This window comes from Pseudomonas sp. AF32, from assembly GCF_022342325.2.
Classification (GTDB): Bacteria; Pseudomonadota; Gammaproteobacteria; order Pseudomonadales; family Pseudomonadaceae; genus Aquipseudomonas; species Aquipseudomonas uvaldensis.
This window is the reverse complement of the sequence record NZ_RQJK02000016.1, coordinates 1-26335: the sequence shown is the minus strand read 5'-3', so window position 1 is coordinate 26335 and position 26335 is coordinate 1. Positions and strand designations below refer to the sequence as shown.

Below are 26335 nucleotides of genomic sequence, written 5' to 3'. Positions count from 1 at the left end.
GACATCCGACATGCTGATGCGCTGGCTTGCTGTTCCCGCCCTGTTGCTGGCTGCAACGGGGCAAGTCTGGGCCGCCGATTGCCCGCCGTTGCTGGAGGGTTCGCTGCCCAAGCTGCGGGCCAAGGAAACCATCGATTTGTGCCAGCGCTTCGCTGGCAAGCCGTTGGTGGTGGTCAACACCGCCAGCTTTTGCGGGTTCGCGCCGCAGTTCAAAGGCCTCGAAGCGCTGAACCAACGCTACAAGAGCGAAGGGCTGCAAGTGTTGGGCGTGCCGTCCAATGATTTCAAGCAGGAGTCCAAGGACGGTGCCGAGACGGCCAAGGTCTGCTACGTCAACTACGGAGTGACCTTTACCATGACCGAGCCACAACCGGTGCGCGGTGTTGACGCCATCCCGTTGTTCAAGCACTTGGCTGAACAGTCCGGGGCGCCGAAATGGAATTTCTATAAATATGTCGTGGATCGCCAGGGCAAGGTGGTCGGCAGTTTCTCCAGTCGGATCAAGCCTGACGATCCAGAGTTCATCAAGGCGGTAGAGACGGCTATCGCCTCCAGGCCTCAGCAATCCAAGCCCTGAGTCCGGGCACGAAAAAGCCCCGCCTCTTTGCAGAGCGCGGGGCCTTTTTCGCTTCAGCCGGCGAGCGGTTCAGGCGCGCCGTGGATCATCAGAAGCGGTAGGTTGCGCCAACACCAAAACCGTTTGCGCTGTTTTCGTACTCGGCGCTATAGGCCTGGCCCAGCGCGTTGGTACGGTTGACGCTGACTTTTTCTTCCTTGAGGTAGGAATAAGCCACGTCGATGGTCAGGTCTTCGGTCGGGCTCCAGCCGGCACCCAGGCTGAAGATGGTCCGGTCACCGGTAGGGATACGTGGCGAGCGGTCGGTATTGTTGGCAGGCGACTGGTCGAAGGTCAGGCCGGTACGCAGCACCCACTGTTTGTTCAACTGGTAGGAAGTACCGATGGCGTAGGCCCAGGTGTCGTGCCAGTTCTGTTCTTCGGTGATGGTGCCGAGAACCGGGTTCAGCAGGCCGCCGCCCGTTTCGGTCCCTTTGTTTTCCACGGTGATATCTTTCAGGCGGCTCCAGCGAGTCCAGGTGCTACCCGCATAGACGGTCCAGGCATCGTTGATCTGCTGGGTAACCGAAAAGTCCACCGACTCTGGCGTGGTAATGTCCAGCGAAGCGTCGTAGCGTGCGCCGCTCAGGAATCCGGCGGGAACGCCAGCCCCCGGGCTCACTTCGGTATGACCTTCGAGCTTGTACTTGACTTTGGAGTGATAGGTCAGGCCAAGGCGAGTGGTGTCGGTCGCCTGGACCAGCAGGCCGATATTGTAGCCGTAGCCAATGTCATCGCCCTTGATCTTGACGTCGCCATCAGTACCCGGCAAAGGTGCCGGCAAGGTCAGTGCCGATTCCAGGGACCCCGAAATGCGGTTGATGGTGGGACCGAAACCGATCGACACCTTGTCATTGAAGGCATAGCTGACAGTCGGCTGGAAGGTGACAACCTTCACTTCGCTCTTGCTGCCAAAATTACGGCCCTGGAAACTGCTTTCATAGTCAGTGATCAGGCCGAACGGCGCGTACACGCCCAGGCCGAAAGCCCACTGGTCATCGATAGGCTTGACGTAATAACCCATCGGAACGCCGGTGAGCGGGACCATGTCCCCTTTGTTGGTGCCCGATTGGGTACCGCTGGCATCGTTGATATCGGTAGAAGCGTCGATAGCGGCAAAACCGCCAGTCACTTGCTGGCGCTTGAGGCGCGACATGCCGGCAGGGTTGCCGAACACGGTACTTGCATCATCGGCAGAAGAGGAACGACCTGCGAAGCCAGTGCCCATGCCACTGATGCTTTGTTCGTTCAAGGCAAAACCACTGGCGAAGAGCTGAGTGGATGCCAAGGTCACGGCAAGGCCAAGGGTGGTTTTGAGCATCATTTTTTTCATTGTTAGAACTCCAGGTGATCACCGGGGCAAAAACTACCAACATTTTCGATCAAGCGCTATAGCCTGTATTGCTTGATTTAGAGCGGTTTTGTAGGACAATCCGACCAAAATCGCTACCAACACAGGAACTTTGCAATTCCCGTTCAGCAAGCGACCTCATTCAAGGGTGATACACATTTTTGCCAGGCGCACGTGAAATCCCTCAGGCGCCCTTGGGGATGAAAGGTCTGGCGCCAGATCCGCGCCATACCCAGCAGATCGTCGGCCTCTGGCAGCGGAGTGTTTTGTTCTTCCACCAATAGCCATGCGATGGCGGTGGCGTAGCGAAGGTTGACGGTCAGTTCGAGGTGGGGGCCGCTGAGAAAAGCATGCTGGCTGGCGAGACCGCGCACCAGGCTGGCGCGTTCCGGATCCCGCGCCAGGTAATGGTCCCAGAGGGCGCGGTGGCGAGGTTCGGGAATGCGGTACAGGCCATGCCCGCGACGATCATGCAAGGCTGAACCCAGGGCGGATTGGCTGGCGGCGATTCCCAGCAGCAGGGATTCCGCCGTGGTACTGTGGCTCCCCAGGTAGAGGAGCGTGGGGCGGATCACATATCGACACAGTTCGCTGGCAGCGATACCCATAAAACCCTCGAAACGTGAAAGGGGCGAAGCCTGAAGGTGTGGGCTTGGCAGCGGTGGATCGGTCCAGGCTCCGCCGGAAGCGGATCATGCCGCTTGACTTGAAGTGTAGTGTGATATTCCCGCTGTAAAGGACTGTTTTTAAAACATCTTCGGCGAAGGGTTATAAGCCTTATATCCCTTGGTGCTTAGGCCGCTTCGCTTGATGGAGCCATTTTCAGGCAATAAAAAGCCCCGCTTTTTCAGGGCGGGGCGTTTTCTTTCAGCTCGCTGGCGCCTCAGGCAACCAAGGCCTGACGAGTACGCTCGATCACAGCCTGCAGTGGTTCTGCGCTGGAGTATTGGTCAGGATAAAGGCGCTCGCTGTGACGGGCGATGCCGTGTTCGTTGACCAGCGTGAAGCTGAAACAGCCTTTGCGAGCGGCCAGGATCAGGCAGTTCATTGGAGCGAAGGCGTTGGTGAGGGTGCGGATGGCATCCTGTGTCTGGATTTGAGTCGACATGTTATGGGTGTTCCTACAAATGACACGGTTAAGAACCGTGCAGCGTTAAAACGTTCCAGTAACGTCGACCACCATTGGTCGTACGAAGAACCTGACTGGAACAAAGCAGCCAGTTCGAGCGCTGTAAAAGGTGCGCGCTTGGGCCGGCAGGTAGGTACTTAGGAGGGCAGGCGACACATCAAGGGCAGAGGTTCTGGGCCCAGGGTGAAGATCCTGATCAATTTACAGGCTGGTTCGGTCAGAGTAAGGAACCTGGCGACACCTTTGTCATTGTTCAAAGGCCGTGCGGTTGCGAATCTTACCTGGAAACCATCGAGGGGTCCGGTCTCTTCCATCGGTAGGCTGCCCGTGGGGCTGGCGACCGTCATGCGAAGCGTTTGACCCGGAATTGATTTCAGCTTGGTACTAACGGCGCGGATATTAACGAATCGATCTGCAAAAAGGAAGGCTGTTGATCAAAAAATCTCCAACCAGCGGTACCTGGTGCGCTTGACCCGGTTTTTTGGGACGCAGGCGCCAGGAGCGCACGATGGAACGGCGAGCGCTTTGCGACCGCGGCGCGTATGCAAACGCACCAAAAAAAAGCAGCGATATAACCTTTTCGATGTTACTTGTGCACACTCGTGGCGACAGTTGTCATGTAACTGTCACGTCGAAACAATCCCGGGTGGCTGCCTGTATCCAAAATTTAAGTCAATGAAAAACATCGGTTTTTTTTACTGGTGAAAAAATCGTCAGTTTGAGCGCAGGCCCCGTCCTACAGGGCTTACGACCCGTTAAGGGGGGGTTGTCCACTGAGTTATCCACAGCTTCTGTGGATTGTCCCAAGCACTTGCTCTAGGACGGGCGTGCCGGTTTTTTTCGACTTTACCCACACGAAAAAAGGAGTAGAGTGGCGCGCCTTCCGATCTGTCCCACAGTGCTTTATGAAGTTTCGCTCAGTATCACCTGCTGTTACCTCCACACCCTGTGGTGTTACCTCTCCCAAGCGTATATCGATGCGAGTCGCCGAGTGGTTGCTCGACAGTCCACGGCTTGGCACAAGCCCCAGCGTCAAACACTTTGCCGGGCGTTTGCTCAAGCAGTCGGCCCGTGATGGCGTGGTAGCAGCGCAAAGTCGCCTGGGGCAATTGATGTGTCGTGAGTGCGGTAACGCTCGGGACCGGCGTATCGGCCAGGATTTGTTGCGCCAGGCCGCCCGGGCCGGGGACGCTCGTGCTCAACAGGCCCTGACTGAAATAGAAGGGTGAAATCGTAGACGCGGCTGGGCAACCCACAGCGGCTTGGTTAACCTTCGGGCTTTATTCGACCGGCAGGATTTGTCATGGCTATGGATTTGACCAGCCTGTTGTTTGGCCTGGCAGGCGCAGCGGTGCCGCTGCTCGCACTGGCCTGGCACCTGCAGCGCCAGACCGGTGCCGCGCAAACGGAATTGGCGTTGCTGGAAGAGCGCCTGGCCACGGCCCATATGGCTCATGATGGCTTGAACGCCCAGCTCGACGCCTGCCGTGATGAAATCAGCGACCTGAGCCAGGCCAATGCCGTGAGGCAAGCAGAACTCGCTGCTGCTCGGCGCGAGGTCGAGTTGCTGCAAATCGAGCGCGACAACGCCCGGGACGCGGCTCACGCCTGGAACCTGGAACGTGCCGGCAAGGAAGCGGAATTGCGTCGTCTTGACGCCCAGGCGGCGTCCCTGCAGGCCGAGTTGCGCGAGCAACAAGAAAGCCACCAGCAGCGCCTGGACGACCTGCAAGGCTCGCGAGACGAATTGCGCGCGCAATTCGCCGAGCTGGCCGGGAAAATCTTCGACGAACGTGAGCAGCGCTTCGCCGAAACCAGTCATCAGCGCCTGGGGCAGTTGCTCGATCCGCTGAAAGAGCGCATCCAGTCCTTCGAGAAACGCGTTGAAGAAAGCTATCAGGCCGAGGCGCGGGAGCGGTTTTCCCTGGGCAAGGAGCTGGAGCGTCTGCAGCAATTGAACCTGCGCCTGAGCGAGGAAGCCACCAACCTCACCCGAGCGCTCAAGGGGCAGAAGACCCAGGGGAACTGGGGCGAGTTGATCCTGGAGCGGGTGCTCGAACACGCGGGTCTGGAGAAGGGTCGTGAATACCAGACGCAGGTCAGCCTGAAGGGGCCGGACGGCGAACGATTCCAGCCTGATGTGCTGATTTATCTGCCCGGCGACAAGCAGGTGGTGGTCGACTCCAAGGTCAGTCTCACGGCTTACCAACAGTATGTGGGCACCGACGACGATGCCATTGCCCTGCATGCGCTCAAGCAACACGTCGCGTCATTGCGGGCCCACGTCAAGGGCTTGGCCGGCAAGGATTACAAGCGGCTGGACGGTTTGCACAGCCTGGATTTCGTCCTGCTGTTCGTGCCGATCGAAGCCGCATTTTCTGCTGCCTTGCAAGCCGAGCCGAACCTGTTCCAGGAGGCATTCGACCGCAACATCGTGATCGTCAGTCCCACTACGCTGCTGGCGACGTTGCGAGTGATCGACAGTCTTTGGAAGCAGGAGCGCCAGAGTCAGAACGCCCGGGAAATCGCCGAGCGGGCAGGGTGGCTGTACGACAAGTTCGTGCTGTTCATCCAGGATCTGGACGAAATCGGAAGCCGCCTGCAGCAGCTGGACAAGGCCTACAGCGCGGCGCGCAATAAACTGACGGAAGGGCGCGGCAACCTGATCAGTCGCAGCGAACAGCTCAAACTGCTCGGCGCCCGGGCCAGCAAGAGTCTGCCCACGGAACTGCTTGAACGGGCGATGACCGATGGGGATGGATTGCGTGAATTGTCGGAAGAAACCGCAAAAGCCCAGGATTGATGAAACTCTTGGGCTTGGCGCAAAACCTGTGGCGAGGGGATTTATCCCCGCTCGGCTGCGCAGCAGTCGTAAACCGGCTTGCCTGGTTCGTCTGCTGCATCGCGGTGCCCAGGACAACCCAGCGGGGATAAATCCCCTCTCCACAGGGCTCGGTGTCCGGCCGGAAAACCCCTGCGCCTACAGCGGCAAATGTCGACTCAACAAGGCCCGCAGCGCCGCCGGCTTCACCGGTTTGGCCAGGTAGTCCAGGCCCGCGGCGTGCACCTGAGCCACGGTTTCCGGTCGACCATCGGCGCTGATCACCACCCCAGGCACCGGCTCCCCCATACGCGTACGCAGCCAGGCCATCAGCTCAGTGCCGGTCTCGCCATCGTCCAGATGGAAATCCACCAGGGCCAGTTGTGGTCGCCCGCCCTGGGCCAGCCAGCGCTCGCATTCCTCACGGTTGCGCGCTGTCCACACCTGACAACCCCAGCGCGTCAGCAGGCTGTTCATGCCGATCAGGATGCTGTCTTCGTTATCGACACACAGTACCTGGGCTCCGTTTGCCAAGAGACCGTTGGGTTCGACAACGGTGCTGGGCACGGCGGTCTGCGTGCGGGCCAACGGCACGCTGACGCTGAACACGCTGCCGCGTCCGGGCCATGAGCGCACGCGCAGGGTATGACCCAGTACCCGGCATAGCCCGTCTGCAATCGCCAGGCCCAGGCCGAGGCCTTTTTCGGCCCGGGTCTGATGGCTGTCCAATCGTTTGAATTCTTCGAAGATGACTTGTTGCTTGTCTTCGGCGATGCCGGGGCCGCGATCCCAGACCTCCAGGCACAATTCACCGTTGCGTCGACGCACTCCCAGCAGCACCGGTCCCTTGGCATAGCGGAAGGCGTTGGTCAGGAAGTTCTGCAGCACGCGACGCAGCAGTTTGATATCGCTGTCGACCCGCAGTCGAGAGCCGCGTACCCGGAACTTCAGGCCCTGTTCCCGGGCCAATACCGTGAATTCGGCACCGAGGATATCGAACAGCTCGTTCAGTGCGAACGGCTGGCGGTCGGGATTGATCTTGCCGTTTTCCAGGCGAGAAATGTCCAGCAGGTCGGTGATCAGGTCTTCGGCCGAGCGCAGTGAACTGTCGAGGTGCTGTACGAGTTGCCGGGCTTCGCTCGGCAGGCTTTCGTGCTGATGGGACAGGGCGGCGGAAAACAGGCGAGCGGCGTTGAGGGGTTGCATCAGGTCATGACTGACGGCGGCCAGGAAGCGGGTCTTGGACTGATAGGCCGCTTCGGCCGTGCTCTTGGCTTCGGTCAGGGCCAGGTTCAGTTGCGACAACTCCCGGGTGCGTTCGGCCACCCGTTGTTCCAGTCCTTCGTTGGCCGCGGTCAGGGCGTGCTCGGCTTCGCGGAAGGCGGTGATGTCAGTGAAACTCATGACGAAACCGCCACCGGGCATCGGGTTGCCGATCAGCTCGATCACCCGACCGTTGGGGAACAAGCGTTCGGATGTGTGGGCCCGGCCCTGGCGCATCCAGTGCAGTCGCCGGGCGACGTGGACCTCTGCCTCGCCCGGTCCACAGAGACCACGTTCAGCGTTATAGCGGATGATGTCAGCAATCGGCCGGCCGACGCTGATCAAGCCGTCCGGATAGTTGAACAGTTCCAGGTAGCGGCGATTCCAGGCCACCAGCCTCAGGGATTGGTCCACCACGCTGATGCCCTGGGTGATGTTCTCGATGGCGCCTTGCAGCAGTGCTCGATTGAACTGCAACACCTCCGACGCTTCGTCCGCGATGCGCACGACATCTTCCAGTTGCATCTCCCGGCCTTCGATCGCGGCCTTCACCACGGCCCGAGTCGACGAGGCCCCCAGTACACCCGCCAGCAGGCGTTCAGTGTGGGCGATCCATTCGCTGTCGGCATTCTGGTTCGGGTTGAATCCCTTGCCCTGGCGATAAGCAAAGCGGATGAAACTCTGACGCGCCCGCTCTTCGCCGACGAAGCGGGCGGCCAGTTGCAAGAGGTCTTCGATCTGCACCGCCAGCATCGAACGGGCGTTGGGGCGAGCGCTGATCTCCTGGCCGATGAAGCGTCCGGCCTGCCAGTGCTCCGACACCCGCGTGCGTGACAATACGGAGACCCAGGCGAACAGACTGAAGTTGCCCGCCAGGGACAGCACAACACCTTGGGTCAGTGGGCTGATGGGCAGGCTCAGAGGATTGCCATGCAGCCAGGCCAGCCCAGGAAAACTGTTCAGCGACCAGCCCAGGCTATGGGCCGCAATCGGTAACACCAACGTGTAGAACCACAGGAAGATCCCAGCGGCGAGGCCGGCGAACACCCCGCGGCGGTTGGCCTGCTTCCAGTACAACGCCCCCAGCATGGCGGGCGCCAGTTGAGTCACGGCGGCGAAGGCGATCTGGCCGATGGTCGCCAGGCTTGCTGTCGAGCCCAGCAACCGGTAGCTGACATAGGCCAGCAACAGGATCACCACGATGCTGACCCGGCGAACCGAGAGCATCCACTGGCGGAAAACTTCGAACGGCCGCTCGGCGTTGTTGTGCCGTAGCAGCCAGGGCAGCAGCATGTCGTTGGACACCATGGTGGAGAGCGCGACACTTGCCACGATCACCATGCCGGTGGCGGCCGAGGCGCCGCCGATGAACGCCAGCACGGCCAGCGACGGATGGGCCTGGGCCAGGGGCAGGCTGATGACGAACGAGTCCGGCAATACCGAGCTGGGCAGCATCATTTGCCCGGCGAGGGCGATGGGCACCACGAACAGGGCGGCCAAGGCCAGGTAGGCGGGGAACACCCACTTGGCCAGGCGCAGGTCCTGGGGTTCGATGTTCTCGACCACGGTTACGTGGAATTGCCGTGGCAAACAGATGATCGCCATCATCGCCACGCCGGTTTGCACCACCATGGACGGCCAGTTGATGGTTTCCTTCCAGTACTCCTCCAGCCGCGGTGCGAGCATCGCCTGGTTGAACAGGTCGTCGAAGCCGTCGTAAAGGCCAAACGTCACGAAAGCGCCCACCGCGAGGAAGGCGAGCAGCTTGACCAGGGATTCGAACGCAATCGCCAGCACCATGCCGCGGTGGTGCTCGGTGGCGTCCAGGTTGCGGGTCCCGAACACGATGGTGAACAACGCCAGGATCAGCGAGACGATCAACGCGGTGTCCTGGGCGCGCGTGCCCATGGCGTCGGCGCCGGCGCCGATCAACAGGTTCACCCCCAGCACGATGCCCTTGAGCTGCAAGGCAATGTAGGGCAGCACGCCCACCAGGCAGATGAGGGCGATCACGATGGCCAGGGATTGGGATTTGCCGTAGCGGGCGGCGATGAAGTCGGCGATGGAGGTAATGTTTTCCTGCTTGCTGATCATCACCATCTTCTGCAAGACCCAGGGCGCCAGCACCAGCAACAGAATCGGCCCGAGATAGATCGGCAGGAACGACCAGAGTTGCTCGGCAGCCTGGCCCACGGCGCCAAAGAAGGTCCAGCTGGTGCAATACACCGCCAGCGACAGGCTGTAGACCCAGGCCCGTACCCGGGGAGGCAACGGCGTACTGCGCCGGTCGCCGTAGAAGGCGATGGCGAACATGATGGCCATATAGGCCAGGGCAACAACGGCAATCAGCCCGCTGGACAGCGACATGGAAACTCCCGAACGAAGAACACCGGGACCAGGGCCCGGCAGGACAGTCTCGCATGCCCGCTCGGGTTCGTCAGTGTCGACCAAGGTCGGGGCGTGGCGGGGTGTCGCAAGATGCGACAGGCAATGGCTTTGAGGTGTTGGGGTGGCCTCATCGCGAGCAAGCTCGCTCCCACAAATTTCCGGGTGTTCACAGATCCCGCGTCCACCTCAGCTCCATCGTGGGAGCGAGCCTGCTCGCGATAGCGGCCTTACCGACCCAGCGCGATATCAACCAACCGATGCAACTCCTCAACCTCCAGCGGTGCGGTCGCAAAAAGAATGCGAAACACCGTCGGCGCCACCACCACATTGATCAGTCGCTCGACGCCAGGGTTTGGTTCCCCAGGGTAGCGATCCAGGATGATCTGCAACTGAGCGCTGATAATCCCAACGCAATGCCCCGGCGTCGCGCAGGCCTGGATGTCGCGCATCATGTTGCGACCGGGCTCGGAGCTCATTTCATCCAGGTACTGTTCGGCCCAGGCCAGCAGGTCGCCGCGCAGGCTTCCGGTGTTGGCCGGTTCGCTGTCGGGGCGCATGCGGGCAATGGCGACGTCGGCCAGCAGTGCTGGCAGGTCGCCCCAGCGTCGATAGATGGTGGACGGGGTCACGCCGGCGCGTGCAGCGATTTGCGGCACGGTCAGGGTCGCGCGGTCCTGCTCTTGCAGCAGGGCGCGGACCGCTGAGTGAATCGATTCCTGGACCCGGGCGCTTCTGCCGCCGGGGCGTAAACCTTCTTTAATAGCCATGTGTCAGACCTTAACACAAAGAATTTGCTTTAAGCGCACGCCGGTAGCACACTCCGCAAAAGCAAAAAATTAGCTTTTGTGAATATGCCTGTGGAGCGTGCCCATGTCCCGTCCAGCTTCGACCCGTGCCAGCCTGATTTTTCTGGCGATCACTTTGCTCGGTTTCCTCGCCGCCTCCAGTGCGCCGACGCCGTTGTATCACCTCTATCAGGAACACATGCAATTTTCTTCGGCGATCCTTACGCTGATCTTCGGGGTATATGCCTTCAGTCTGCTGGCAGCCTTGTTGACGGTGGGATCGCTGTCGGATTACCTGGGCCGCAGGCCCGTGATCTTCGTGGCATTGTTGCTCAACATGCTGGCGATGATGCTGTTTATCAATGCCGACAGCATCGGCTGGTTGATCGGTGCGCGCCTGATCCAGGGATTCGCCACAGGCATGGCCACCAGTGTGCTTGGCGCCGCGTTGCTGGACTTCGATCGCCAGCAAGGGCCGCTGATCACCAGTGTTGCGCCGCTGCTGGGCATGGCGTGTGGAGCGCTGGGCTGCGGCATGTTGGCTGAATTCGCGCCGCTGCCTTTGCAACTGACGTATTGGCTTCTGCTGGGGCTGTTCCTGGTCCAGGCGATTTATCTCTGGCGCCTGGGGGAAAGCGTCAGCCCAAAGCCCGGTGCCTGGCAATCCTTGCGTCCGACCTTGCACGTGCCGGTCCAGGCGCGGAGAGCCTTGTGGCTGGTACTGCCATTGAATCTGGCGGCCTGGGCAGTGGGCGGCTTCTATCTGTCATTGGCGCCATCCTTGGTTCGGGCCGCCACTGGCTCGACTTCCAACCTGATCGGTGGCGCATTGGTTGCCGCCCTGACGCTCACCGGGGCGTTGTCCATCTACACGCTACGCAACCAGCACGCAGAAAACATGCTGCGTCTTGCCGCCAGCTTGTTGATCACGGGCCTTGTGCTGGTTTTGGTCGCTGCACATTCGGGTAGCCTGCCTTTGTTCTTTATCGGTACGTTGGTGACCGGCAGTGGTTTTGGCGCCGGCTTCCTGGGTGCGTTGCGCAGCATTATGCCGTTGGCGCTGCCCCATGAACGGGCCGGCTTGATGTCGGCTTTTTATGTGCTCAGCTACCTGGCGTTCAGTTTGCCCTCCTTGTTGGCGGGAAATCTGACCCGGGTGTTCGGATTGATGGCTACCACCGATGGTTATGGCGCTGTGCTGATGGCGCTGGCCGTTGGTGCGCTATGGAGCTTGTGGCGTAAATCCCGGGGATTGGCCAACGCTCCGGATAATGCATGAGCTTATCTATAAAACAGATTAACCATAGAGAAATTACCCGTTATATCGATATTCGATCTGGCTCTAGCATGACTCCCATCTCTTCAGGGGACAGGAGTTCGCCATGACATGCTGCGCTGCAAAAAATCGCTTACGTCCATTGAGCCACTTGCACAGGCCATTGGAAGCCATCCGCCAATTCACTCCTAACTGGTTCGCCGTAACCATGGGCACCGGCGTGCTGGCCCTGGCGTTGGCGCAGTGGCCGGCCAATGTACCCGGGCTTCGTCTGCTGGGTGAAGGCGTATGGGTGTTCAATAGTTTCCTGTTCGTGCTGTTCACCGGCCTGTACGCCGCCCGCTGGGTGTTGTTCTTCGACGAGGCACGGCGGATTTTCGGGCACTCCACGGTTTCGATGTTCTTCGGCACCATTCCCATGGGGTTGGCGACGCTCATCAACGGTCTTCTGGTGTTCGGCCTGCCACGCTGGGGAGAGGGCGTGGTTCCCTTGGCCGAGGTGTTGTGGTGGATCAATGTGGCGATGTCGCTGGCCTGCGGCGTACTGATTCCCTTCCTGATGTTCACCCGCCAGGAGCACCGAATCGATCAGATGACCGCCGTGTGGCTGCTGCCCGTGGTGGCCGCCGAAGTCGCGGCCGCCAGCGGTGGGCTGTTAGCGCCGCATCTGGCCGATGCTCATGCGCAGTTGGTCATGCTGGTCACCAGCTACGTGCTCTGGGCATTTTCCCTACCGGTGGCGTTCAGCATTCTGACGATTCTGTTGTTGCGCATGGCGCTGCACAAACTGCCCCATGAAAACATGGCGGCTTCGAGCTGGTTGGCCCTTGGGCCCATCGGCACCGGCGCTCTGGGCATGTTGCTGTTGGGCGGCGATGCGCCGACGATCTTCGCTGCCAATGGCATTCCCGGCGTGGGCGAAATCGCCTCCGGGTTAGGGCTGGTGGCTGGCATTACGCTGTGGGGGCTCGGGTTCTGGTGGATGTTGATGGCGTTGCTGATCACCGTACGCTACCTGCGCGCCGGTATTCCGTTCAATCTCGGTTGGTGGGGCTTCACCTTCCCGCTGGGTGTGTATGCCTTGACCACGCTGAAATTGGCCGACCTGCTGGGCCTGGTTTTTTTCCAGGTGGCCGGGAGCGTGTTGGTGGCGATGTTGGTGGTGATGTGGTTGATCGTCGGCTGGCGTACTGTCCTGGGCGCCTGGCACGGTGAGTTGTTTGTTTCTCCGTGCATTGCGGAGCTGGCGAAATAATCGCTAAAGACAGGTAATGTGTGGCCTGGATCGAAAAACCTCATTCCAATAAGTGTCCAAGCCACTCAGGTACATGGAAGATGAGTCACCCTTCGCAGTTCACCTTGCTTCGCACGCGGCGGTTCTTGCCGTTCTTCATTACGCAGTCCCTTGGCGCATTCAACGATAACGTGTTCAAGCAGTCGTTGATCCTCGCGATTCTTTACCGCCTCACCATCGAGGGTGACCGTTCGATCTGGGTCAACCTCTGCGCGTTGTTGTTCATCTTGCCGTTCTTTCTGTTTTCGGCGCTGGCGGGCCAGTTCGGTGAGAAGTTCGCCAAGGATGCGTTGATACGGCTGATCAAGCTCGGCGAGGTCGTCATCATGGCGGTCGGCGCGCTGGGTTTTCTGTTCGATCACTTGTGGCTGATGCTGCTGGCGCTGTTTGCCATGGGCACCCACTCGGCCCTGTTCGGGCCGGTGAAGTATTCGATTCTGCCGCAGGCATTGCGCGAAGATGAGCTGGTCGGTGGCAACGGCCTGGTGGAGATGGGCACCTTCCTGGCGATCCTCGCCGGCACCATTGGCGCCGGGATCATGATGTCTTCGGTTCATTACGCACCGGTGGTGTCCACGGCGATTGTCGGTATCGCGGTGCTGGGTTACCTGGCCAGCCGTGGTATCCCACGTGCAGCGGCGGCCTCGCCGCAGATGCGCCTGAACTGGAACATTTTCAGCCAGTCCTGGGCCACGCTGAAACTGGGGTTGGGACAAACCCCGGCGGTGTCCCGCTCCATTGTCGGCAACTCCTGGTTCTGGTTCGTCGGGGCGATTTACCTGACGCAGATTCCCGCCTATGCCAAAGAGTGGATGCATGGCGACGAAACCGTGGTGACCTTGATCCTGACGGTGTTCTCGGTGGGGATCGCGTTGGGCTCGATGCTTTGCGAGAAGCTGTCGGGACGTAAAGTCGAGATCGGCCTGGTGCCGTTCGGATCGTTCGGCCTGACGGTGTTCGGGCTGTTGCTGTGGTGGCATTCCGGTTCGATTCCCGACAGCGTCGACGGCCACGGTTGGCTCCAGGTGCTGGGTTTCGGCCACGCCTGGCTGGTGCTGATGGACATCCTCGGCCTTGGCATCTTCGGTGGTTTCTACATCGTGCCGCTGTATGCGCTGATCCAGTCGCGTACCGTCGAGAATGAACGGGCGCGGGTTATCGCCGCCAACAACATTCTCAACGCGCTGTTCATGGTGGTGTCGGCGATTGTCTCCATCATCTTGCTGAGCCTGGCGAAACTGTCGATCCCACAGCTGTTTCTTGTGGTGTCGCTGCTGAATATCGGCGTCAACGCCTACATCTTCAAGATCGTCCCCGAGTTCACCATGCGTTTCATGATCTGGCTGCTGAGCCATTCCATGTACCGCGTGGAGCATCGCAATCTTGATGCGATCCCTGATGAAGGTGCAGCGCTGTTGGTCTGCAACCATGTGTCCTTCGTCGATGCCTTGCTGATTGGCGGCGCGGTCCGTCGGCCGATTCGCTTCGTGATGTACTACAAGATCTACAACCTGCCGGTCCTGAACTTCATCTTCCGTACCGCCGGGACGATTCCGATTGCCGGGCGCCAGGAAGACATTCACATCTACGAAAAGGCCTTCAAGCGAATTGCGCAGTACCTGAACGACGGTGAGCTGGTCTGCATCTTTCCTGAAGGAAAGTTGACCGCTGACGGTGAGATCAGTGAGTTCAAGAGCGGTTTGACGCGGATCTTGCAGGAAACGCCCGTGCCGGTGATTCCCCTGGCATTGCAGGGGTTGTGGGGCAGTTTCTTCAGTCGCGATCCGGCCAAGGGGCTGTTTCGCCGGTTCTGGTCGCGGGTGACGCTGGTCGCCGGGCCGCCGGTGGCAGTCGAGATGGCGGAGCCGGCCAAGCTGCAAGTGTTGGTGGGGGAGTTGCGCGGAGCGGCCAGGTAGGTCGGCTAAGACCTTTCGATTTTTCGCGAGCAGGCTCGCTCCCACAGGTTTTATGTCGGCCATAGAACCACGACGCACCGCAAATCCAATGTGGGAGCCTGCTCGCGATAGCGATAATGGCCTAGGCGCTGACCTTGAGCCCGATCAATCCGGTGACGATCAACGCCACACTGACCAGCCGAACCAATGCCATCGATTCACCAAACAGAATGATCCCGGCGATCACCGTACCCACGGCGCCGACCCCGGTCCAGATCGCATAGGCTGTACCCAGGGGCAATTCCTTCATGGCCAGGCCCAGCAGGCCAAGGCTGATGCCCATGGCGGCAATCGTCAGGGCCGTGGGTAGAGGACGGCTGAAGCCGTCGGTGTACTTCAGGCCGACAGCCCAGCCGACTTCGAACAGGCCGGCAAAAAACAGAATGATCCAGGACATCACACACCTCCATGAATGGATGGGGGCGTCCCCGGATTGACAGTCGATCCAAGCTGCGGGGTCGTCCCCGCACTGGCAATAGAGTGCCCATGATCGGGCACTCGATCAAGTCGGCTTCAGTCAGTCGCCTGCTGGCGAATCAGGGTTTCGCGGTCCTGCTTTTCGCTCATGCGGCGGAAGTACGTGGATAGCAGTGCGCCGGAAATGTTGTGCCAGACGCTGAACAGCGCACTGGGTACCGCCGCTAAAGGTGAAAAGTGCGCACTCGCCAATGCGGCACCCAGGCCGGAGTTCTGCATGCCCACTTCCAATGCCAGGGACTTTCGCTGCGCCAGCGGCAGCTTGAACAAATGCCCGGTGAAGTAACCCAGCAAGAAGCCGAAGCCATTGTGCAGCATCACCACGGCCATGATCAGCAGGCCGGACTCGGCAATCTTCGCCTGGCTGGCGGCGACGACCGCCGTGACGATGATCACGATGCTCACCACCGACACCAGCGGCAGCACATCCACCGCCACGCGCACCTTGTCACCCAGTAGCCGTTGCGCCACCACGCCCAGCACGATCGGCAACAGCACCACTTGCAGGATCGACCAGAACAGCTCCATGAACGACACCGGCAGCCAGGCCGAGGCCAGCAGCCAGATCAACGCGGGCGTCAGCAGCGGAGCGAGGAGGGTGGTGACGGCCGCGATTGCCACCGACAACGCCAGGTCGCCGCGGGCCAGCCAAGTCATGACATTCGACGAGGTGCCGCTCGGGCAGCAGCCCACGAGGATGACGCCCACGGCTATTTCCGGCGGCAGATGAAACACCTGGCAAAGCAACCACGCCACGCCGGGCATGATCACGAAGTGAGCGACCACACCCAGGGCCACACGCCACGGATGGCGTGCGACTTCGGCGAAGTCTTCGAGTTTGAGGGTCAGGCCCATGCCGAACATCACCAGGCCAAGCAGCGGCACGATGGCGCTTTTCAGGCCAATGAACCAGGTGGGTTGCACGAACGCCACGATGGCGAAAATCAGCACCCAGTAGGCGAAGGTATTGCCGACGAAGCGGCTCAGTGCAGCCAGTGCGCGCATGACCAGATCCTTGTTGTTAGTGGATTACACAAAACCATTGTGGGAGCGGGCTTGCTCGCGAAGGCGGTGTGTCAGCTGAGAAATTGCTGTCTGACACACCGCTTTCGCGAGCAAGCCCGCTCCCACACTGGAAGTCATCAGCCTTTAGATCCCCTGCGGAATCTCTTCCCCGCCCAACGCCTCGACCAGCGCCGGCAGGAATTCACCGAACGTCAGCATCATCAGCGTGAAGCTGGCATCCAATTGGCCGAGGGCTTCGTCGCCGCCGTCCTGTTCTGCCTGATCCTGCAGCAGGTCTTCGAACTTCAGGCGCTTGACCACCATTTTGTCGTCGAGCACGAACGACAGCTTGTCCTGCCAGGCCAGCGACAGTTGGGTCACGACTTTGCCGGTGTTCAGGTGCAGCTGGATTTCGTCGCTGGTCAGGTCCTGGCGCTTGCAGCGCACGATGCCGCCATCTTCGTGGGTGTCGCGCAGTTCGCATTCGTCCAGCACGAAGAAGTCGTCCGCGGCTTTCTGGGTCTTGACCCAGTCGGTCATGATGGCCGTCGGCGCCGTTTTTACGGTCAGCGGACGCACCGGCAGCGAGCCGATGACTTCACGCAGGGTGGAAAGCAGGTCTTCGGCGCGTTTCGGGCTGGCGGAGTTCACCAGGATCAGGCCCTGCTTCGGCGCGATGGCGGCGAAGGTGGACGAGCGACGGATGAAGGCGCGGGGCAGGAAAGCCTGGATGATCTCATCCTTGAGCTGGTCCCGTTCCTTCTTGTAGACCTTGCGCATTTGTTCGGCTTCGATCTCTTCGACCTTTTCCTTCAAGGCATCGCGTACGACGCTGCCCGGCAGGATACGCTCTTCCTTGCGAGCGGCGATCAGCAGGAAGTCCTGGCTGACATGCACCAGCGGTGCGTCTTCGCCTTTGCCGAACGGCGCGACGAAACCGTAAGTGGTCAACTCCTGGCTTGCACAGGGACGCGCCAGTTTGCTGGCCAGTGCAGTTTCCAACGCCTCGGCATCAAAAGGCAGATCTTGGGTCAGGCGATAGATAAGCAGGTTTTTGAACCACATGGGGCGAGTCTCTCCTTTATACAAAGGGGGGCATTATTCTCTTCGTGGCGGCGTAGGCCAACCCTCCGCTAAGCCTTTGGAAGGGCTGAGAAAATTAATTTAAAAAGTGCTTGCCAGCTTCGAGGTCGCTCCGTAGAATGCGCGCCACACCGAAAGCGAAGGGTGATTAGCTCAGCCGGGAGAGCGTCTGCCTTACAAGCAGAATGTCGGCGGTTCGATCCCGTCATCACCCACCATTTCGCTCCAAGTGTTACGCGCAGCGGTAGTTCAGTCGGTTAGAATACCGGCCTGTCACGCCGGGGGTCGCGGGTTCGAGTCCCGTCCGCTGCGCCATATTCAGTTATCTGGAACACTGAACGCCAGATAGCTACCGAAAAGCCCGCTGACGCGGGCTTTTTGCTGTCTGGTGTTCCTGCGCTGTGTATCGAACATTTTTTTCTAATTTTGCTAATTAAATCAGCACGTTACAAAAAAGTGTGAGAGAATGCGCCCCGCATCGAAAGTGCAGGGTGATTAGCTCAGCCGGGAGAGCGTCTGCCTTACAAGCAGAATGTCGGCGGTTCGATCCCGTCATCACCCACCACGCTTTCAATGTTTCGCGCAGCGGTAGTTCAGTCGGTTAGAATACCGGCCTGTCACGCCGGGGGTCGCGGGTTCGAGTCCCGTCCGCTGCGCCATATTCGGTCATCTGGAACACTGAACGCCAGGTCACCTACGGAAAGCCCGCTCATTGAGCGGGCTTTTTGCTGTCTGGTGTTTGGAAATGCCTGCGCACTACTGCTCGGCATTACGGCTGTGACGGTAGTCGCTGACCGCCTCATACACCGCTTTGCGCAAGCGGTTGATGCCGCCGATGGGGCGGTGGGCCTCGATGCCGAACCAGGGGTTGAAGGACAGGTTGTCACAGGCCAGGTTCTGCTCGGGGGTGTCGAAGTCCTGGGCTGGCACTTTGATTCGCGCCACCGTCTCGAACGGTGCGTCGCTCTCCTGCCATTCAATACTGGTGTCTTCGATCGGCATGTATTTGCTTGGGTCCTGGCGTTGGACCTGCAAGACGAAACACGCCGGCACCCGGTCTGTGGATAACTGCTGATTCAACGCGCTGCGCAAAAAGTTGGGCAGGTCCTGGTTCTGCGGCGGCAAGGTGTAATTGGGGCAACTGTCCGGATCCGGCGCGACTCGAAACTTGGCGTTGGTCTCGCCAAACTTGTAGGGCGATACGGAAAAATACGTGGTCTGGGTCGGGCTGGCCGGCGGCGGCGAGAGGGTCGCCAGTGCGATGAACAGATGGCGGATCTGCCAGCTGCGCGGATCCAGGCTCGGAAAGAACGCCATCGCCTTTTTTCCATCGGCCTGGGCGGCGACGTTCTGACGATACTCGGCGACGTCACTGACGAAGAAGTTCGGGTGATTGAACATCACGAAATCCTGTTCGCCCTGAGACTGCCGTTCTGCCAGCAGTTGTTTACCCGGTACGTTCAACAGCTTGATGGCCATCCCCCGCGCATCCCGCAGACTGTCGAACTGAGGGTAGGCGTTGCCGTTGGACAGGCGCATCGTCGCTTGCCAGACTTTCCCCGGTTCGGCGAAGACGCCCTGGCGCAAGGGCGCCGACAAGTCAGTCGGCACCCGGACTTCGGCCATTACGCAGCCGTGGGCCTTGGCATGGGCGTCGCGCAGATAGCGAGTGCCTTCGCGATGTTGATCGACGATGCGAATGGCGGTCTGGATGATGTCCTGCGTCATGGCGCTTTCGCCGGGCGGGATCTGCTCCTTGTCCGGGACCGGACCACGGTGCTGCCAGGCGAACCAGGCCGTGGCCAGCGCCCAGCCGAGCAGGCCGATGCCCACCAGCCACAAGAGCGTCTTGCCCAGAAAGGCGCCGAGGCGCAGCCAGAGTGTGATCAGCATGGGGCGATCCTTTTGCCTGAAACATTCATCATCACAGTTGCGACTCCAACGGCCCGCCGAGCACCTTGAGGTATTCCAGCAACGCCCAGCGCTCCTGCGGTTGCAGCAAACGGCCAATCACGCCGTTGCCTCGCTCACCCGAGCGGAATTCATGGCCACTGTTGTGGTTGCCGGTGATCCTGGTGTCGAAGACAAAACCATTGGTAAAGGCCTCGGTGCGATAACCCAGGTGTCGTGGATCGTATTCGAAGCTGCCTTTATAGAAGGTTGTTTCCCGCTCGGCCTGAGGCGAGAGCAATTGGTAGATCGTCGGCACCGAGCCGTTATGCAGGAACGGTGGCGTGGCCCAGACGCCTGCCAGCGGGCGGGCCTTGTAGGCGCGCAGCTCGCGCACACCGATGGGCAGGCCGAAGCCATCCAGCGCCGGACGTTCCTCGGGCGTAACGCCTGCGTCGCGGTACGCTCGGTTTTCGACGAACGCGGTGACATAAGCCAGGCCTTTGGCGACCGAGATCTGGCTCATGTCCAGGGGTTGGGTCGGGGTCGGGTGCAGTTGCACTTCCAGTTTCGCCAGTTCGGCCGGGTCCCATTGCAGGCTGGTCAGGTCGAAACGGTGGTCGGCGATGTTGTTGGCGGTCCCCGGATCGGTGCCGATCACCTTAACGGGTAGCATGTGCAGTTGCTGGACCGGTCTGTCGGGCCCTTGGACCACTTTGGGCACATGGCAACCGGCGCAGTTTTCGGCGAACAATGCCCGGCCTTTGGCCGCCAGGGGCTTATCGATCGGGCCGAGGACGGCTTCGGGCCAGACCGGTGGCTTGAGCAGTTGCAGGGTTTCTTCGATGGTGTGCAAGTCGCGCACGCGCACGCTGGAAGGGTATCGCGCGTCGCCCTGCAACGGCTTGCCCTGGGCGTCGAAGAAATTCAGCGTGGCGCCTACCCCCAGCGCTTCGCCGACGTTGCGTGCCATCGGCTGCTGGGCCGAGCCGTTCCACTGGACCCAGTCGAACGTCCATATATCCCACAGTTGCGGGTAATCCACCGGGGCGTCCGCGACCCGGTAGTTCTTGGCCGAAATGGCATCGCCGAAGCTGGCGTTGGCGATACGGCCGAAGGCGTCGGTCCGGCCGGGACCTTCTTCGGTGGGGTAGAGACCACGATGGGTGTCGTTCCATGCCGTGCGCACGAAAGTATCCAGGGAGTCCTTGAAGGCCTCGCGCAGATCGTCTTTGCGGGCGTCATAGTCCGCACCCAGTACCTTGCGGGCGAAGCGTTCAAATTTCCAGGGGTTGTAGTAGGTCGACGCCAGACTGGCGACCAGAGCCTGTCCGAAACTGCCACCGCGCAATGTCGGAACGCTGGAGGGCAGTACGTGCTGGGCCGAGCCGCCGTCGATCCGTATCGCCTGGCCCTTGAAGTGCAATTCACCGGTATGACACGCGGCGCAGGTGATATCCAGGAACTGCTCGGTGCTGCCGGGGTTCTGGTGGCGGGTGAAGCCCACCGGCAGGTTGCCGGGGTTCTGCGGCGTGGCCTTTTGCGCCGGGTCGACCAGAAACCCGAAGCGCGCCAGGTATTCGGGCGAGGCGAAGCGCTGCTGCGAAAATGGCAGCTCCAGGGCGGTGAACCAGTCGTAGCGCAGGCCTTTGACCTGGGTGCCTTGGGGCGTGAAGTAATACGTCTGGCGCTCGGCGGCGCTCCATTGATCCAGGTAGTGGACCTGTTCCACCGGGGTGTAGAAGGGGAGGCGGGGGTTGGCAACGTAGTAGAGCACCACGGCCACTGCGACAAAAAGCAGCACCAGGATCAACAATAGAATGCGGGAGAAGAGGCGCACGGTAACGTCCTTGTTTTTTTGATAAGCCCTTATGCCTCAGAGCTGCGTGGCCGGCAAGTGGCCATTATGGTGGAATTGCGGGGCGCGGCAATTTGTCTTCATCTGTCCTGAATAACAGAGCCTTAATCCGCCCAGGATTAAATTGCGTTTTAAGACCTGAACTTATCACGGGTTTGTGGCTCACATGCCGGTAGCCATTGGTCGTGGCCGCCTGATAAGCTCGCGGCTTTATTCGATTGCCCTTTAGGCGCATGAACAAGGAAATAGCATGAAACAGCATCGGTTGGCGGCGGCGGTTGCCCTGGTTGGTCTGGTACTCGCAGGTTGCGACTCGCAGACCAGCGTTGAGCTGAAAACCCCGGCGCAGAAAGCTTCCTACGGTATCGGCCTGAACATGGGCAAAAGCCTGGCTCAGGAAGGTATGGATGACCTGGACTCCAAAGCCGTAGCCCAGGGCATCGAAGATGCCGTCGGCAAGAAAGAACAGAAGCTGAAAGACGAAGAACTGGTCGAAGCCTTCGCCGCGCTGCAGAAGCGTGCCGAAGAGCGCATGGCCAAGATGAGTGAAGAGTCGGCAGCCGCTGGCAAGAAATTCCTCGAAGAAAACGGCAAGAAGTCGGGTGTCACCACCACCGCTTCCGGTCTGCAGTATGAAGTGGTCAAGAAGGCCGACGGCCCACAGCCCAAGCCGACCGACGTGGTGACAGTTCACTACACCGGCAAACTGATCGATGGCAAGGTGTTCGACAGCTCCGTAGAGCGTGGCAGCCCGATCGACCTGCCGGTCAGCGGTGTAATCCCGGGTTGGGTTGAAGGCCTGCAACTGATGCACGTCGGCGAGAAGTACAAGTTGTACATCCCGAGCGACCTGGCCTACGGCGCCCAGAGCCCGAGCCCTGCCATCCCTGCCAATTCGGTCCTGGTGTTCGACCTGGAACTGCTGGCAATCAAGGATCCGGCAAAAGAAGACGCCGCCAAGTAATCGCGTCTGCTATGACGACAACGCCTCGCTTATGCGGGGCGTTGCCGCATCCGGGCCTTGAAAAACAGCAAAAAACCGAACGCACGCCGCAGGCGGCAGTCATAGGCAATACGGGCGCTGCTCTAGACCCAGCCAGCCCGTCAAGTCAATGAAATATTGGGTTTTTTTATGTGAGTAAAAAACGCCCGATCTGAGCCGAGGCCTTGTGAAACGGGGGCTCTAGCGGTGAAATGCAGCTCTGTTCACAAGGTTATCCACAATTTGTGTGGATAACATTTCAGTGGGAAGAAGAAATGAAGGCACCGTGGAGTTTTGCTCGATTTCTGCCTCTGGCGGGGCGGTTGCTGGCCCGAGGTCGGCTACCGACGCTGTTGTTTGCCGTCGCCAGCAAGGGCGCGCGGGAGGGTAGCCGGTTGGGCAGGCTCAAGGAAGACCTGCGTTTGCTCCAGGCCCTGTGCCTGGCGTATTGGCGGGGCGACTATCGGGCTGTCAGCGCAAAATCCCTGCTTTCCATCGTGGCGGGGCTGATGTATTTCCTCAGTCCACTGGACGCGATTCCAGACCTGTTGCCAATGTTTGGCATGATCGACGATATCGCCGTGCTGGCCTGGATCATGAAGACCCTCGACGATGAGCTCAGCGCCTTCCGTGCCTGGCGTGACCGACAATCACCCGAGAAGCTCGTGCGAGTCGAAAGGCTGCCCGACACGCCGGAACAGCTCCAGCTCGAAGGTCAGAAAAAGTCCTGATCCCGTCCTGTTTCCTTCAGGGATTCATCGCCCCGCGACCTTAGCCGTCATTTAGGATTACACTTCCTAGGAAAAAGGCTGGCTAGTTAAGTGTCGTTGTCCTACGGGGTGGTCATGGATATCCAAATAATTACACGCGACGGAGAGCCCGAATACGCGGTTTTACCGTGGGATCAGTACCAGTCGTTGTTGAAAGCCGCAGGCATCCATCAAGCTCCGCCGCACGAAGCCACAGTCCGTCATGCGGCGGCACCCGGCCAGGTTCTTCCTGGTCTGGATCAATTACGCAGTTTGCGCGAAGGGAAGGGCATCGCCATCGAGGCGTTGGCCCGCACGGTAGGCATCAGCCCGTCTTATCTGGCCTTGATCGAAAGCGGCGAGCGACAGCCCGATGCCGCGATTCGGCGCAGTCTGGCCTGGGAACTGACGGTGCCGGGGTGGAGGGATGAATCGTGAGTGTACGTATCAGTCGGCAGCATTGGGATGGGTTGTTGGGTGAGCTGGACCAGGCGCGCCGCCAGCGCCATTTATTGACGTATCGTGCCTTGCTGGAGCGCTTGCAGTTGCCCAGTCCGGCCATGCAGACACTGACCGCGGCACTTGAGCATCTGGCGGCGCTGGACGCCCGGGCCGAACAGCCGCTGCGCAGTTCGCTGGTGATCAGCCAGGGTGCCAGCCGGTTGCCGCGCACCGGTTTCTTTGAATGTGTCGAGCGCCTTGGGCGCTTTTCGGGGCCTTCCGATGGTGTGGCCGCCGCCTCATGGCATGCTTCCGAAGTCGTCCGCGTGTTCGAATACGAATACCCCGAGTCGGCGGAGGCCTGAATGTTCTGGCGGATCAAGGCGCGAGCCGGCTACTGGCTGGCGCGTCGACTGTTTCATTGGCCATGGTTCGTTCGGCAGCCACGTGGCTGGGCCTGGCTCGAAGGACAATTCTCCCGCATGGCCAACCTGGGCGATGTCGGTGCTCAAAGTTTCTATGGCCATATCCTCACGTTTCGTGGCCAAGGGCTGGGCGCTCGAGCGGAAGGTGTTCGTCTGTTGCGACTGGCGGCGTTGGCGGGTGATGGCAAGGCGGCTTATCAAGTCGGCGTGCTCAGCATGACCGGGGCCGTCGGCAAGGCACCGGACCCGGTCGAAGCGGCACGCTGGTGGGCCCTGGCGGCAAAAGCCGGGCATCCGTTGGCCGAGGACAAGCTCAAGCGCCTTGAGGGCGATGACCTCTAGGTCTATCCACAGGTCGGATTGAAGCTGTTTTTTCCCTGGTCGGCTGCTCGTTTGCTCCTTCTGGGGCCATTTAAAGAATTGCCCTACATCCATCGCTTCTTTCCCTGACTTACTTCCCCAGCCACCCCCGGCAAAGTCTCGCCCTTCCTGAGTGTTGCGAGACCTTTGCCCATGTTCGACCGGTTTTTCCTGCGCATCCTTGATCGAGCCAGATCCTGATGGATCAGGTAAGCCGCATCGAGCAGGAGCTCGACAGTTTCAAGGACACACTGTCCGTCTATCGCGAGCAGCTCGAGGACTGGTACAGCCGGGTCGCGGACCGGGCCAGCCAGGCCGCCGACCTGCCTTCGCTGCTGGGCATGGAGCGGGTGATTCGCTTCGGTGACAGCACCACCGTCGTCAGTACTGGCGATGATGACTTTCTTTCCACGGTCGTCCAATGCCCCCTGGGTGGGGTGATGACCCTCGAGAGCAAATTCGAATCGGTGTACGAGATCCCGTTGGGCTACATCGTGGTGGATGTGGTGGCGGTGGACGACGGCAAGGTCACGCCTGTAACACTGGATGCCCAGGGCCTGGGGACCTTCAAGGGGGAGGCGGGCCGGTTCTATCGGGTGCATGTCCAGGGCGAGGTGGCGCCCGAGCAGATCGCGGATCTGTTTTCTTCCTACGAGGGCCTGACCGGTGAGCTGACGGCGTGGTTGCGCGGCGAGTGGCAGGGGTTCAAGCCGCAATGGGCGCAGCAATCCCTGGCGACTTCGGCGGCCGCGGTGGGCAATGGGTTGCTGGCCGGCAGTTGGGCGGCCATCGAAGGGGTGTGGGACAGCATCGGCTTGCTCTCGGACATCCTCAAGGATCCCGGCGAGTTTGCAGATCGATTGGGTGAGAGTGCCGGCCAGTTGGTAAAGCTGGCGCGGGATGCGCCGCAAATGATGGCCAGGCTGCAACTGCTGGTCAGTGACGAAGCGGCGCTGTGCCTGCTGATGCGCACCGCCAGCCTCTGGCTGGAGATGCTGCCGCCCAGTGAACTTGCGGGCGAAACCGCCGAAGCCCTGTCGACGGTGGTGGTGCAGCTGTTGCTCGACCTGCTGATCGGTTTGGTCCTGACCTTCGCCGGAGCGGGCGCCGGTATCGCTTATCTGTCGATGCGGCTGGCCAAGCATGGTGCGGGTTTGATGAATACCGTGCAGCGCTTCATCGACTCGATCTTCACCGTGATCAACGGTTTCATGGGCTACGTCGACCGCTACAAAACCGTGGCCGCGCGGGGGATCGTGGCCGGCGTGAAGAAAGGCCGGATGCAACTGCGCTGGGACGCCAAACGCAATACCACCTTGAAAAAAGACGAACCCCACGACGACGCCACAGCCCAATCGAAGAACCCCAACGGCGACAGTGCCGACAGCGCGGCCCTGACCCGCACCGACGGCTGCCCGGTGTCCATGGTCACCGGCGAGGAGCTGCTGACCCTGGAGGACGGCACCCTCGATGGTCGGCTGCCGTTTGTCTTCACCCGCTTGTACCGCACCAGCGCAGTGGAGCTGGACGTGGGCCTGGGACGCGGTTGGAGCCATGCCCTGGCCCATCGCCTGGAGCTTGAGGACGGGCAGGTCATCTGGATCGACCAGGAAAACCGGCGCACACCCTTTCCGCTGCCCAGCGTCCAACGCCCGGCAATCCACAACAGCCTGGCCCGCGCCGCGATCTACCTGGGCGGCGAGCCGGACGAACTGATCATCGCCCAGCCCGGCGAGAACGCACCTTTCCTGCACTTTCGCGACGGCCGTCTGACCGCCCTCAGCGACCGCCACGACAACCGCCTCAGCATTCAGCGCAACATCTACGGCGACATCAGCCGCCTGGACAACGGTGCCGGCCGCTGCCTGCGCCTGCGTTATGAACACCGCCACCTGGTTGCCATCGATTACCAGAGCTTCCGCCCGGCGCTGACGGTGGACGAAGCCTGGCGCACCGAACAGACGCTGGTGTCCTACCGCTACGACGCCCGTTGGCGGCTGATCGAAGCGACCAATGCTGCCGGCGAAAGCGAGCGCTACGACTACGACGACGCCCACGTCATCCTCCAGCGGCAACTGGCCGGCGGCGCGAGTTTCTTCTGGGAGTGGCAAGGGACCGGCAGGGCGGCCCGCTGCATCCGCCACTGGGCCTCGTTCGCGCAGATGGACAGCCGTTACAGCTGGGGGG

At 60.6% G+C, this 26335-nt stretch carries 22 protein-coding genes and 4 tRNA genes; 16 read left to right on the top strand and 10 right to left on the bottom strand.

What is annotated here, in order from left to right; translation table 11 throughout:
- Window positions 1-10: 10 nt before the first annotated feature.
- The gene (locus tag EGM97_RS15975; RefSeq protein ID WP_238965682.1) at window positions 11-577 is read left to right on the top strand and encodes a glutathione peroxidase; all 567 of its coding nucleotides are present in this window, start codon (window positions 11-13) and stop codon (window positions 575-577) included.
- 88 nt (window positions 578-665) lie between these two features.
- Here EGM97_RS15975 and EGM97_RS15970 read toward each other — a convergent pair whose 3' ends face one another.
- From EGM97_RS15970 to EGM97_RS15960, 3 genes are all read right to left on the bottom strand, one after another.
- On the bottom strand, window positions 666-1949 hold the full coding sequence (locus EGM97_RS15970) for an OmpP1/FadL family transporter (protein ID WP_238965683.1): 1284 nt from the start codon (window positions 1947-1949) through the stop codon (window positions 666-668).
- A gap of 143 nt (window positions 1950-2092) precedes the next feature.
- A complete protein-coding gene (locus EGM97_RS15965; RefSeq protein ID WP_238965684.1) occupies window positions 2093-2575 on the bottom strand; it encodes a hypothetical protein in 483 nt (160 codons plus the stop codon).
- A gap of 275 nt (window positions 2576-2850) precedes the next feature.
- The gene (locus tag EGM97_RS15960; protein ID WP_053147385.1) at window positions 2851-3075 is read right to left on the bottom strand and encodes a hypothetical protein; all 225 of its coding nucleotides are present in this window, start codon (window positions 3073-3075) and stop codon (window positions 2851-2853) included.
- 926 nt (window positions 3076-4001) lie between these two features.
- Between EGM97_RS15960 and EGM97_RS15955 the strand changes: the two genes are divergently transcribed.
- Window positions 4002-4325 (top strand): SEL1-like repeat protein, encoded by a 324-nt coding sequence (locus tag EGM97_RS15955; RefSeq protein WP_238965685.1) that lies wholly within the window; start codon window positions 4002-4004, stop codon window positions 4323-4325.
- Window positions 4326-4513: 188 nt separating this feature from the next.
- On the top strand, window positions 4514-5899 hold the full coding sequence (locus EGM97_RS15950; protein WP_238965695.1) for a DNA recombination protein RmuC: 1386 nt from the start codon (window positions 4514-4516) through the stop codon (window positions 5897-5899).
- A 177-nt stretch (window positions 5900-6076) separates the two neighbouring features.
- Here the strand turns inward: EGM97_RS15950 and EGM97_RS15945 are convergent, their stop codons facing one another.
- Entirely contained in the window at window positions 6077-9547 is a 3471-nt protein-coding gene (locus tag EGM97_RS15945) for a hybrid sensor histidine kinase/response regulator (protein ID WP_238965686.1), read from the bottom strand.
- Window positions 9548-9795: 248 nt separating this feature from the next.
- Window positions 9796-10335, bottom strand: coding sequence for a TetR/AcrR family transcriptional regulator (locus tag EGM97_RS15940; RefSeq protein ID WP_238965687.1), 540 nt, complete (start codon window positions 10333-10335; stop codon window positions 9796-9798).
- A 103-nt stretch (window positions 10336-10438) separates the two neighbouring features.
- Between EGM97_RS15940 and EGM97_RS15935 the strand changes: the two genes are divergently transcribed.
- The 3 genes from EGM97_RS15935 to EGM97_RS15925 all read left to right on the top strand — a co-directional run bounded on the left by EGM97_RS15935 (window position 10439) and on the right by EGM97_RS15925 (window position 14839).
- Window positions 10439-11632, top strand: coding sequence for an MFS transporter (locus EGM97_RS15935; RefSeq protein ID WP_238965688.1), 1194 nt, complete (start codon window positions 10439-10441; stop codon window positions 11630-11632).
- Between the two features lie 103 nt (window positions 11633-11735).
- Window positions 11736-12884, top strand: a complete 1149-nt coding sequence (locus EGM97_RS15930) for a TDT family transporter (RefSeq protein WP_238965689.1) — start codon at window positions 11736-11738, stop codon at window positions 12882-12884.
- A gap of 80 nt (window positions 12885-12964) precedes the next feature.
- Window positions 12965-14839 (top strand): MFS transporter, encoded by a 1875-nt coding sequence (locus EGM97_RS15925; protein ID WP_238965690.1) that lies wholly within the window; start codon window positions 12965-12967, stop codon window positions 14837-14839.
- A gap of 121 nt (window positions 14840-14960) precedes the next feature.
- On the opposite strand, the gene sugE is transcribed toward EGM97_RS15925, so the two are convergent.
- The 3 genes from sugE to rdgC form a co-directional block, all read right to left on the bottom strand.
- Window positions 14961-15275 carry a quaternary ammonium compound efflux SMR transporter SugE gene (sugE, locus tag EGM97_RS15920; protein WP_238965691.1) on the bottom strand — a complete coding sequence of 105 codons (315 nt, stop codon included), beginning with the start codon at window positions 15273-15275 and terminating at the stop codon, window positions 14961-14963.
- A 116-nt stretch (window positions 15276-15391) separates the two neighbouring features.
- Window positions 15392-16360: a bile acid:sodium symporter family protein gene (locus EGM97_RS15915; RefSeq protein ID WP_238965692.1), complete on the bottom strand. Its 969-nt coding sequence runs from the start codon at window positions 16358-16360 to the stop codon at window positions 15392-15394.
- 144 nt (window positions 16361-16504) lie between these two features.
- Window positions 16505-17425: a recombination-associated protein RdgC gene (gene rdgC / locus EGM97_RS15910; RefSeq protein WP_053147409.1), complete on the bottom strand. Its 921-nt coding sequence runs from the start codon at window positions 17423-17425 to the stop codon at window positions 16505-16507.
- Between the two features lie 160 nt (window positions 17426-17585).
- On the opposite strand from rdgC, the gene EGM97_RS15905 reads away from it, so the two are divergent.
- From EGM97_RS15905 to EGM97_RS15890, 4 genes are all read left to right on the top strand, one after another.
- Window positions 17586-17661, top strand: a tRNA-Val gene (locus tag EGM97_RS15905).
- Window positions 17662-17681: 20 nt separating this feature from the next.
- A tRNA-Asp gene (locus tag EGM97_RS15900) sits at window positions 17682-17758 on the top strand.
- A gap of 174 nt (window positions 17759-17932) precedes the next feature.
- Window positions 17933-18008 (top strand) — tRNA-Val (locus tag EGM97_RS15895).
- A 17-nt stretch (window positions 18009-18025) separates the two neighbouring features.
- Window positions 18026-18102, top strand: a tRNA-Asp gene (locus EGM97_RS15890).
- Between the two features lie 97 nt (window positions 18103-18199).
- Here the strand turns inward: EGM97_RS15890 and EGM97_RS15885 are convergent.
- Together EGM97_RS15885 and EGM97_RS15880 are read right to left on the bottom strand one after the other, a co-directional pair.
- On the bottom strand, window positions 18200-19336 hold the full coding sequence (locus EGM97_RS15885) for a catalase family protein (protein ID WP_238965587.1): 1137 nt from the start codon (window positions 19334-19336) through the stop codon (window positions 18200-18202).
- A 31-nt stretch (window positions 19337-19367) separates the two neighbouring features.
- Complete coding sequence (locus EGM97_RS15880; RefSeq protein WP_238965586.1) at window positions 19368-21173, bottom strand: di-heme-cytochrome C peroxidase; 1806 nt, start codon at window positions 21171-21173, stop codon at window positions 19368-19370.
- Between the two features lie 268 nt (window positions 21174-21441).
- On the opposite strand from EGM97_RS15880, the gene EGM97_RS15875 reads away from it, so the two are divergent.
- The 6 genes from EGM97_RS15875 to EGM97_RS15850 form a co-directional block, all read left to right on the top strand.
- Window positions 21442-22155 (top strand): FKBP-type peptidyl-prolyl cis-trans isomerase, encoded by a 714-nt coding sequence (locus EGM97_RS15875; RefSeq protein ID WP_072393940.1) that lies wholly within the window; start codon window positions 21442-21444, stop codon window positions 22153-22155.
- Between the two features lie 293 nt (window positions 22156-22448).
- Complete coding sequence (locus EGM97_RS15870) at window positions 22449-22904, top strand: YkvA family protein (protein ID WP_238965585.1); 456 nt, start codon at window positions 22449-22451, stop codon at window positions 22902-22904.
- A gap of 114 nt (window positions 22905-23018) precedes the next feature.
- Window positions 23019-23360 carry a helix-turn-helix domain-containing protein gene (locus EGM97_RS15865; RefSeq protein WP_053147421.1) on the top strand — a complete coding sequence of 114 codons (342 nt, stop codon included), beginning with the start codon at window positions 23019-23021 and terminating at the stop codon, window positions 23358-23360.
- The gene (locus EGM97_RS15860) at window positions 23357-23728 is read left to right on the top strand and encodes a hypothetical protein (protein WP_003179080.1); all 372 of its coding nucleotides are present in this window, start codon (window positions 23357-23359) and stop codon (window positions 23726-23728) included. The genes EGM97_RS15865 and EGM97_RS15860 overlap by 4 nt, the downstream gene beginning before the upstream one ends.
- Window positions 23729-24130 carry an SEL1-like repeat protein gene (locus EGM97_RS15855; protein ID WP_238965584.1) on the top strand — a complete coding sequence of 134 codons (402 nt, stop codon included), beginning with the start codon at window positions 23729-23731 and terminating at the stop codon, window positions 24128-24130.
- A gap of 218 nt (window positions 24131-24348) precedes the next feature.
- On the top strand, window positions 24349-26335 hold a 1987-nt coding region (locus tag EGM97_RS15850; RefSeq protein ID WP_477788821.1), incomplete at its 3' end, for a DUF6531 domain-containing protein.

Coding starts and splice junctions, on each gene's coding strand:
- EGM97_RS15970 (WP_238965683.1), bottom strand. CDS start 1,949: ATGAAAAAAATGATGCTCAAAACCACCCTTGGCCTTGCCGTGACCTTG.
- EGM97_RS15940 (WP_238965687.1), bottom strand. CDS start 10,335: ATGGCTATTAAAGAAGGTTTACGCCCCGGCGGCAGAAGCGCCCGGGTC.
- EGM97_RS15925 (WP_238965690.1), top strand. CDS start 12,965: ATGAGTCACCCTTCGCAGTTCACCTTGCTTCGCACGCGGCGGTTCTTG.
- EGM97_RS15945 (WP_238965686.1), bottom strand. CDS start 9,547: ATGTCGCTGTCCAGCGGGCTGATTGCCGTTGTTGCCCTGGCCTATATG.
- EGM97_RS15855 (WP_238965584.1), top strand. CDS start 23,729: ATGTTCTGGCGGATCAAGGCGCGAGCCGGCTACTGGCTGGCGCGTCGA.
- EGM97_RS15930 (WP_238965689.1), top strand. CDS start 11,736: ATGACATGCTGCGCTGCAAAAAATCGCTTACGTCCATTGAGCCACTTG.
- EGM97_RS15935 (WP_238965688.1), top strand. CDS start 10,439: ATGTCCCGTCCAGCTTCGACCCGTGCCAGCCTGATTTTTCTGGCGATC.
- EGM97_RS15870 (WP_238965585.1), top strand. CDS start 22,449: ATGAAGGCACCGTGGAGTTTTGCTCGATTTCTGCCTCTGGCGGGGCGG.
- EGM97_RS15965 (WP_238965684.1), bottom strand. CDS start 2,575: ATGGGTATCGCTGCCAGCGAACTGTGTCGATATGTGATCCGCCCCACG.
- EGM97_RS15955 (WP_238965685.1), top strand. CDS start 4,002: ATGAAGTTTCGCTCAGTATCACCTGCTGTTACCTCCACACCCTGTGGT.
- EGM97_RS15865 (WP_053147421.1), top strand. CDS start 23,019: ATGGATATCCAAATAATTACACGCGACGGAGAGCCCGAATACGCGGTT.
- EGM97_RS15915 (WP_238965692.1), bottom strand. CDS start 16,360: ATGCGCGCACTGGCTGCACTGAGCCGCTTCGTCGGCAATACCTTCGCC.
- EGM97_RS15885 (WP_238965587.1), bottom strand. CDS start 19,336: ATGCTGATCACACTCTGGCTGCGCCTCGGCGCCTTTCTGGGCAAGACG.
- sugE (WP_238965691.1), bottom strand. CDS start 15,275: ATGTCCTGGATCATTCTGTTTTTTGCCGGCCTGTTCGAAGTCGGCTGG.
- EGM97_RS15960 (WP_053147385.1), bottom strand. CDS start 3,075: ATGTCGACTCAAATCCAGACACAGGATGCCATCCGCACCCTCACCAAC.
- rdgC (WP_053147409.1), bottom strand. CDS start 17,425: ATGTGGTTCAAAAACCTGCTTATCTATCGCCTGACCCAAGATCTGCCT.
- EGM97_RS15975 (WP_238965682.1), top strand. CDS start 11: ATGCTGATGCGCTGGCTTGCTGTTCCCGCCCTGTTGCTGGCTGCAACG.
- EGM97_RS15875 (WP_072393940.1), top strand. CDS start 21,442: ATGAAACAGCATCGGTTGGCGGCGGCGGTTGCCCTGGTTGGTCTGGTA.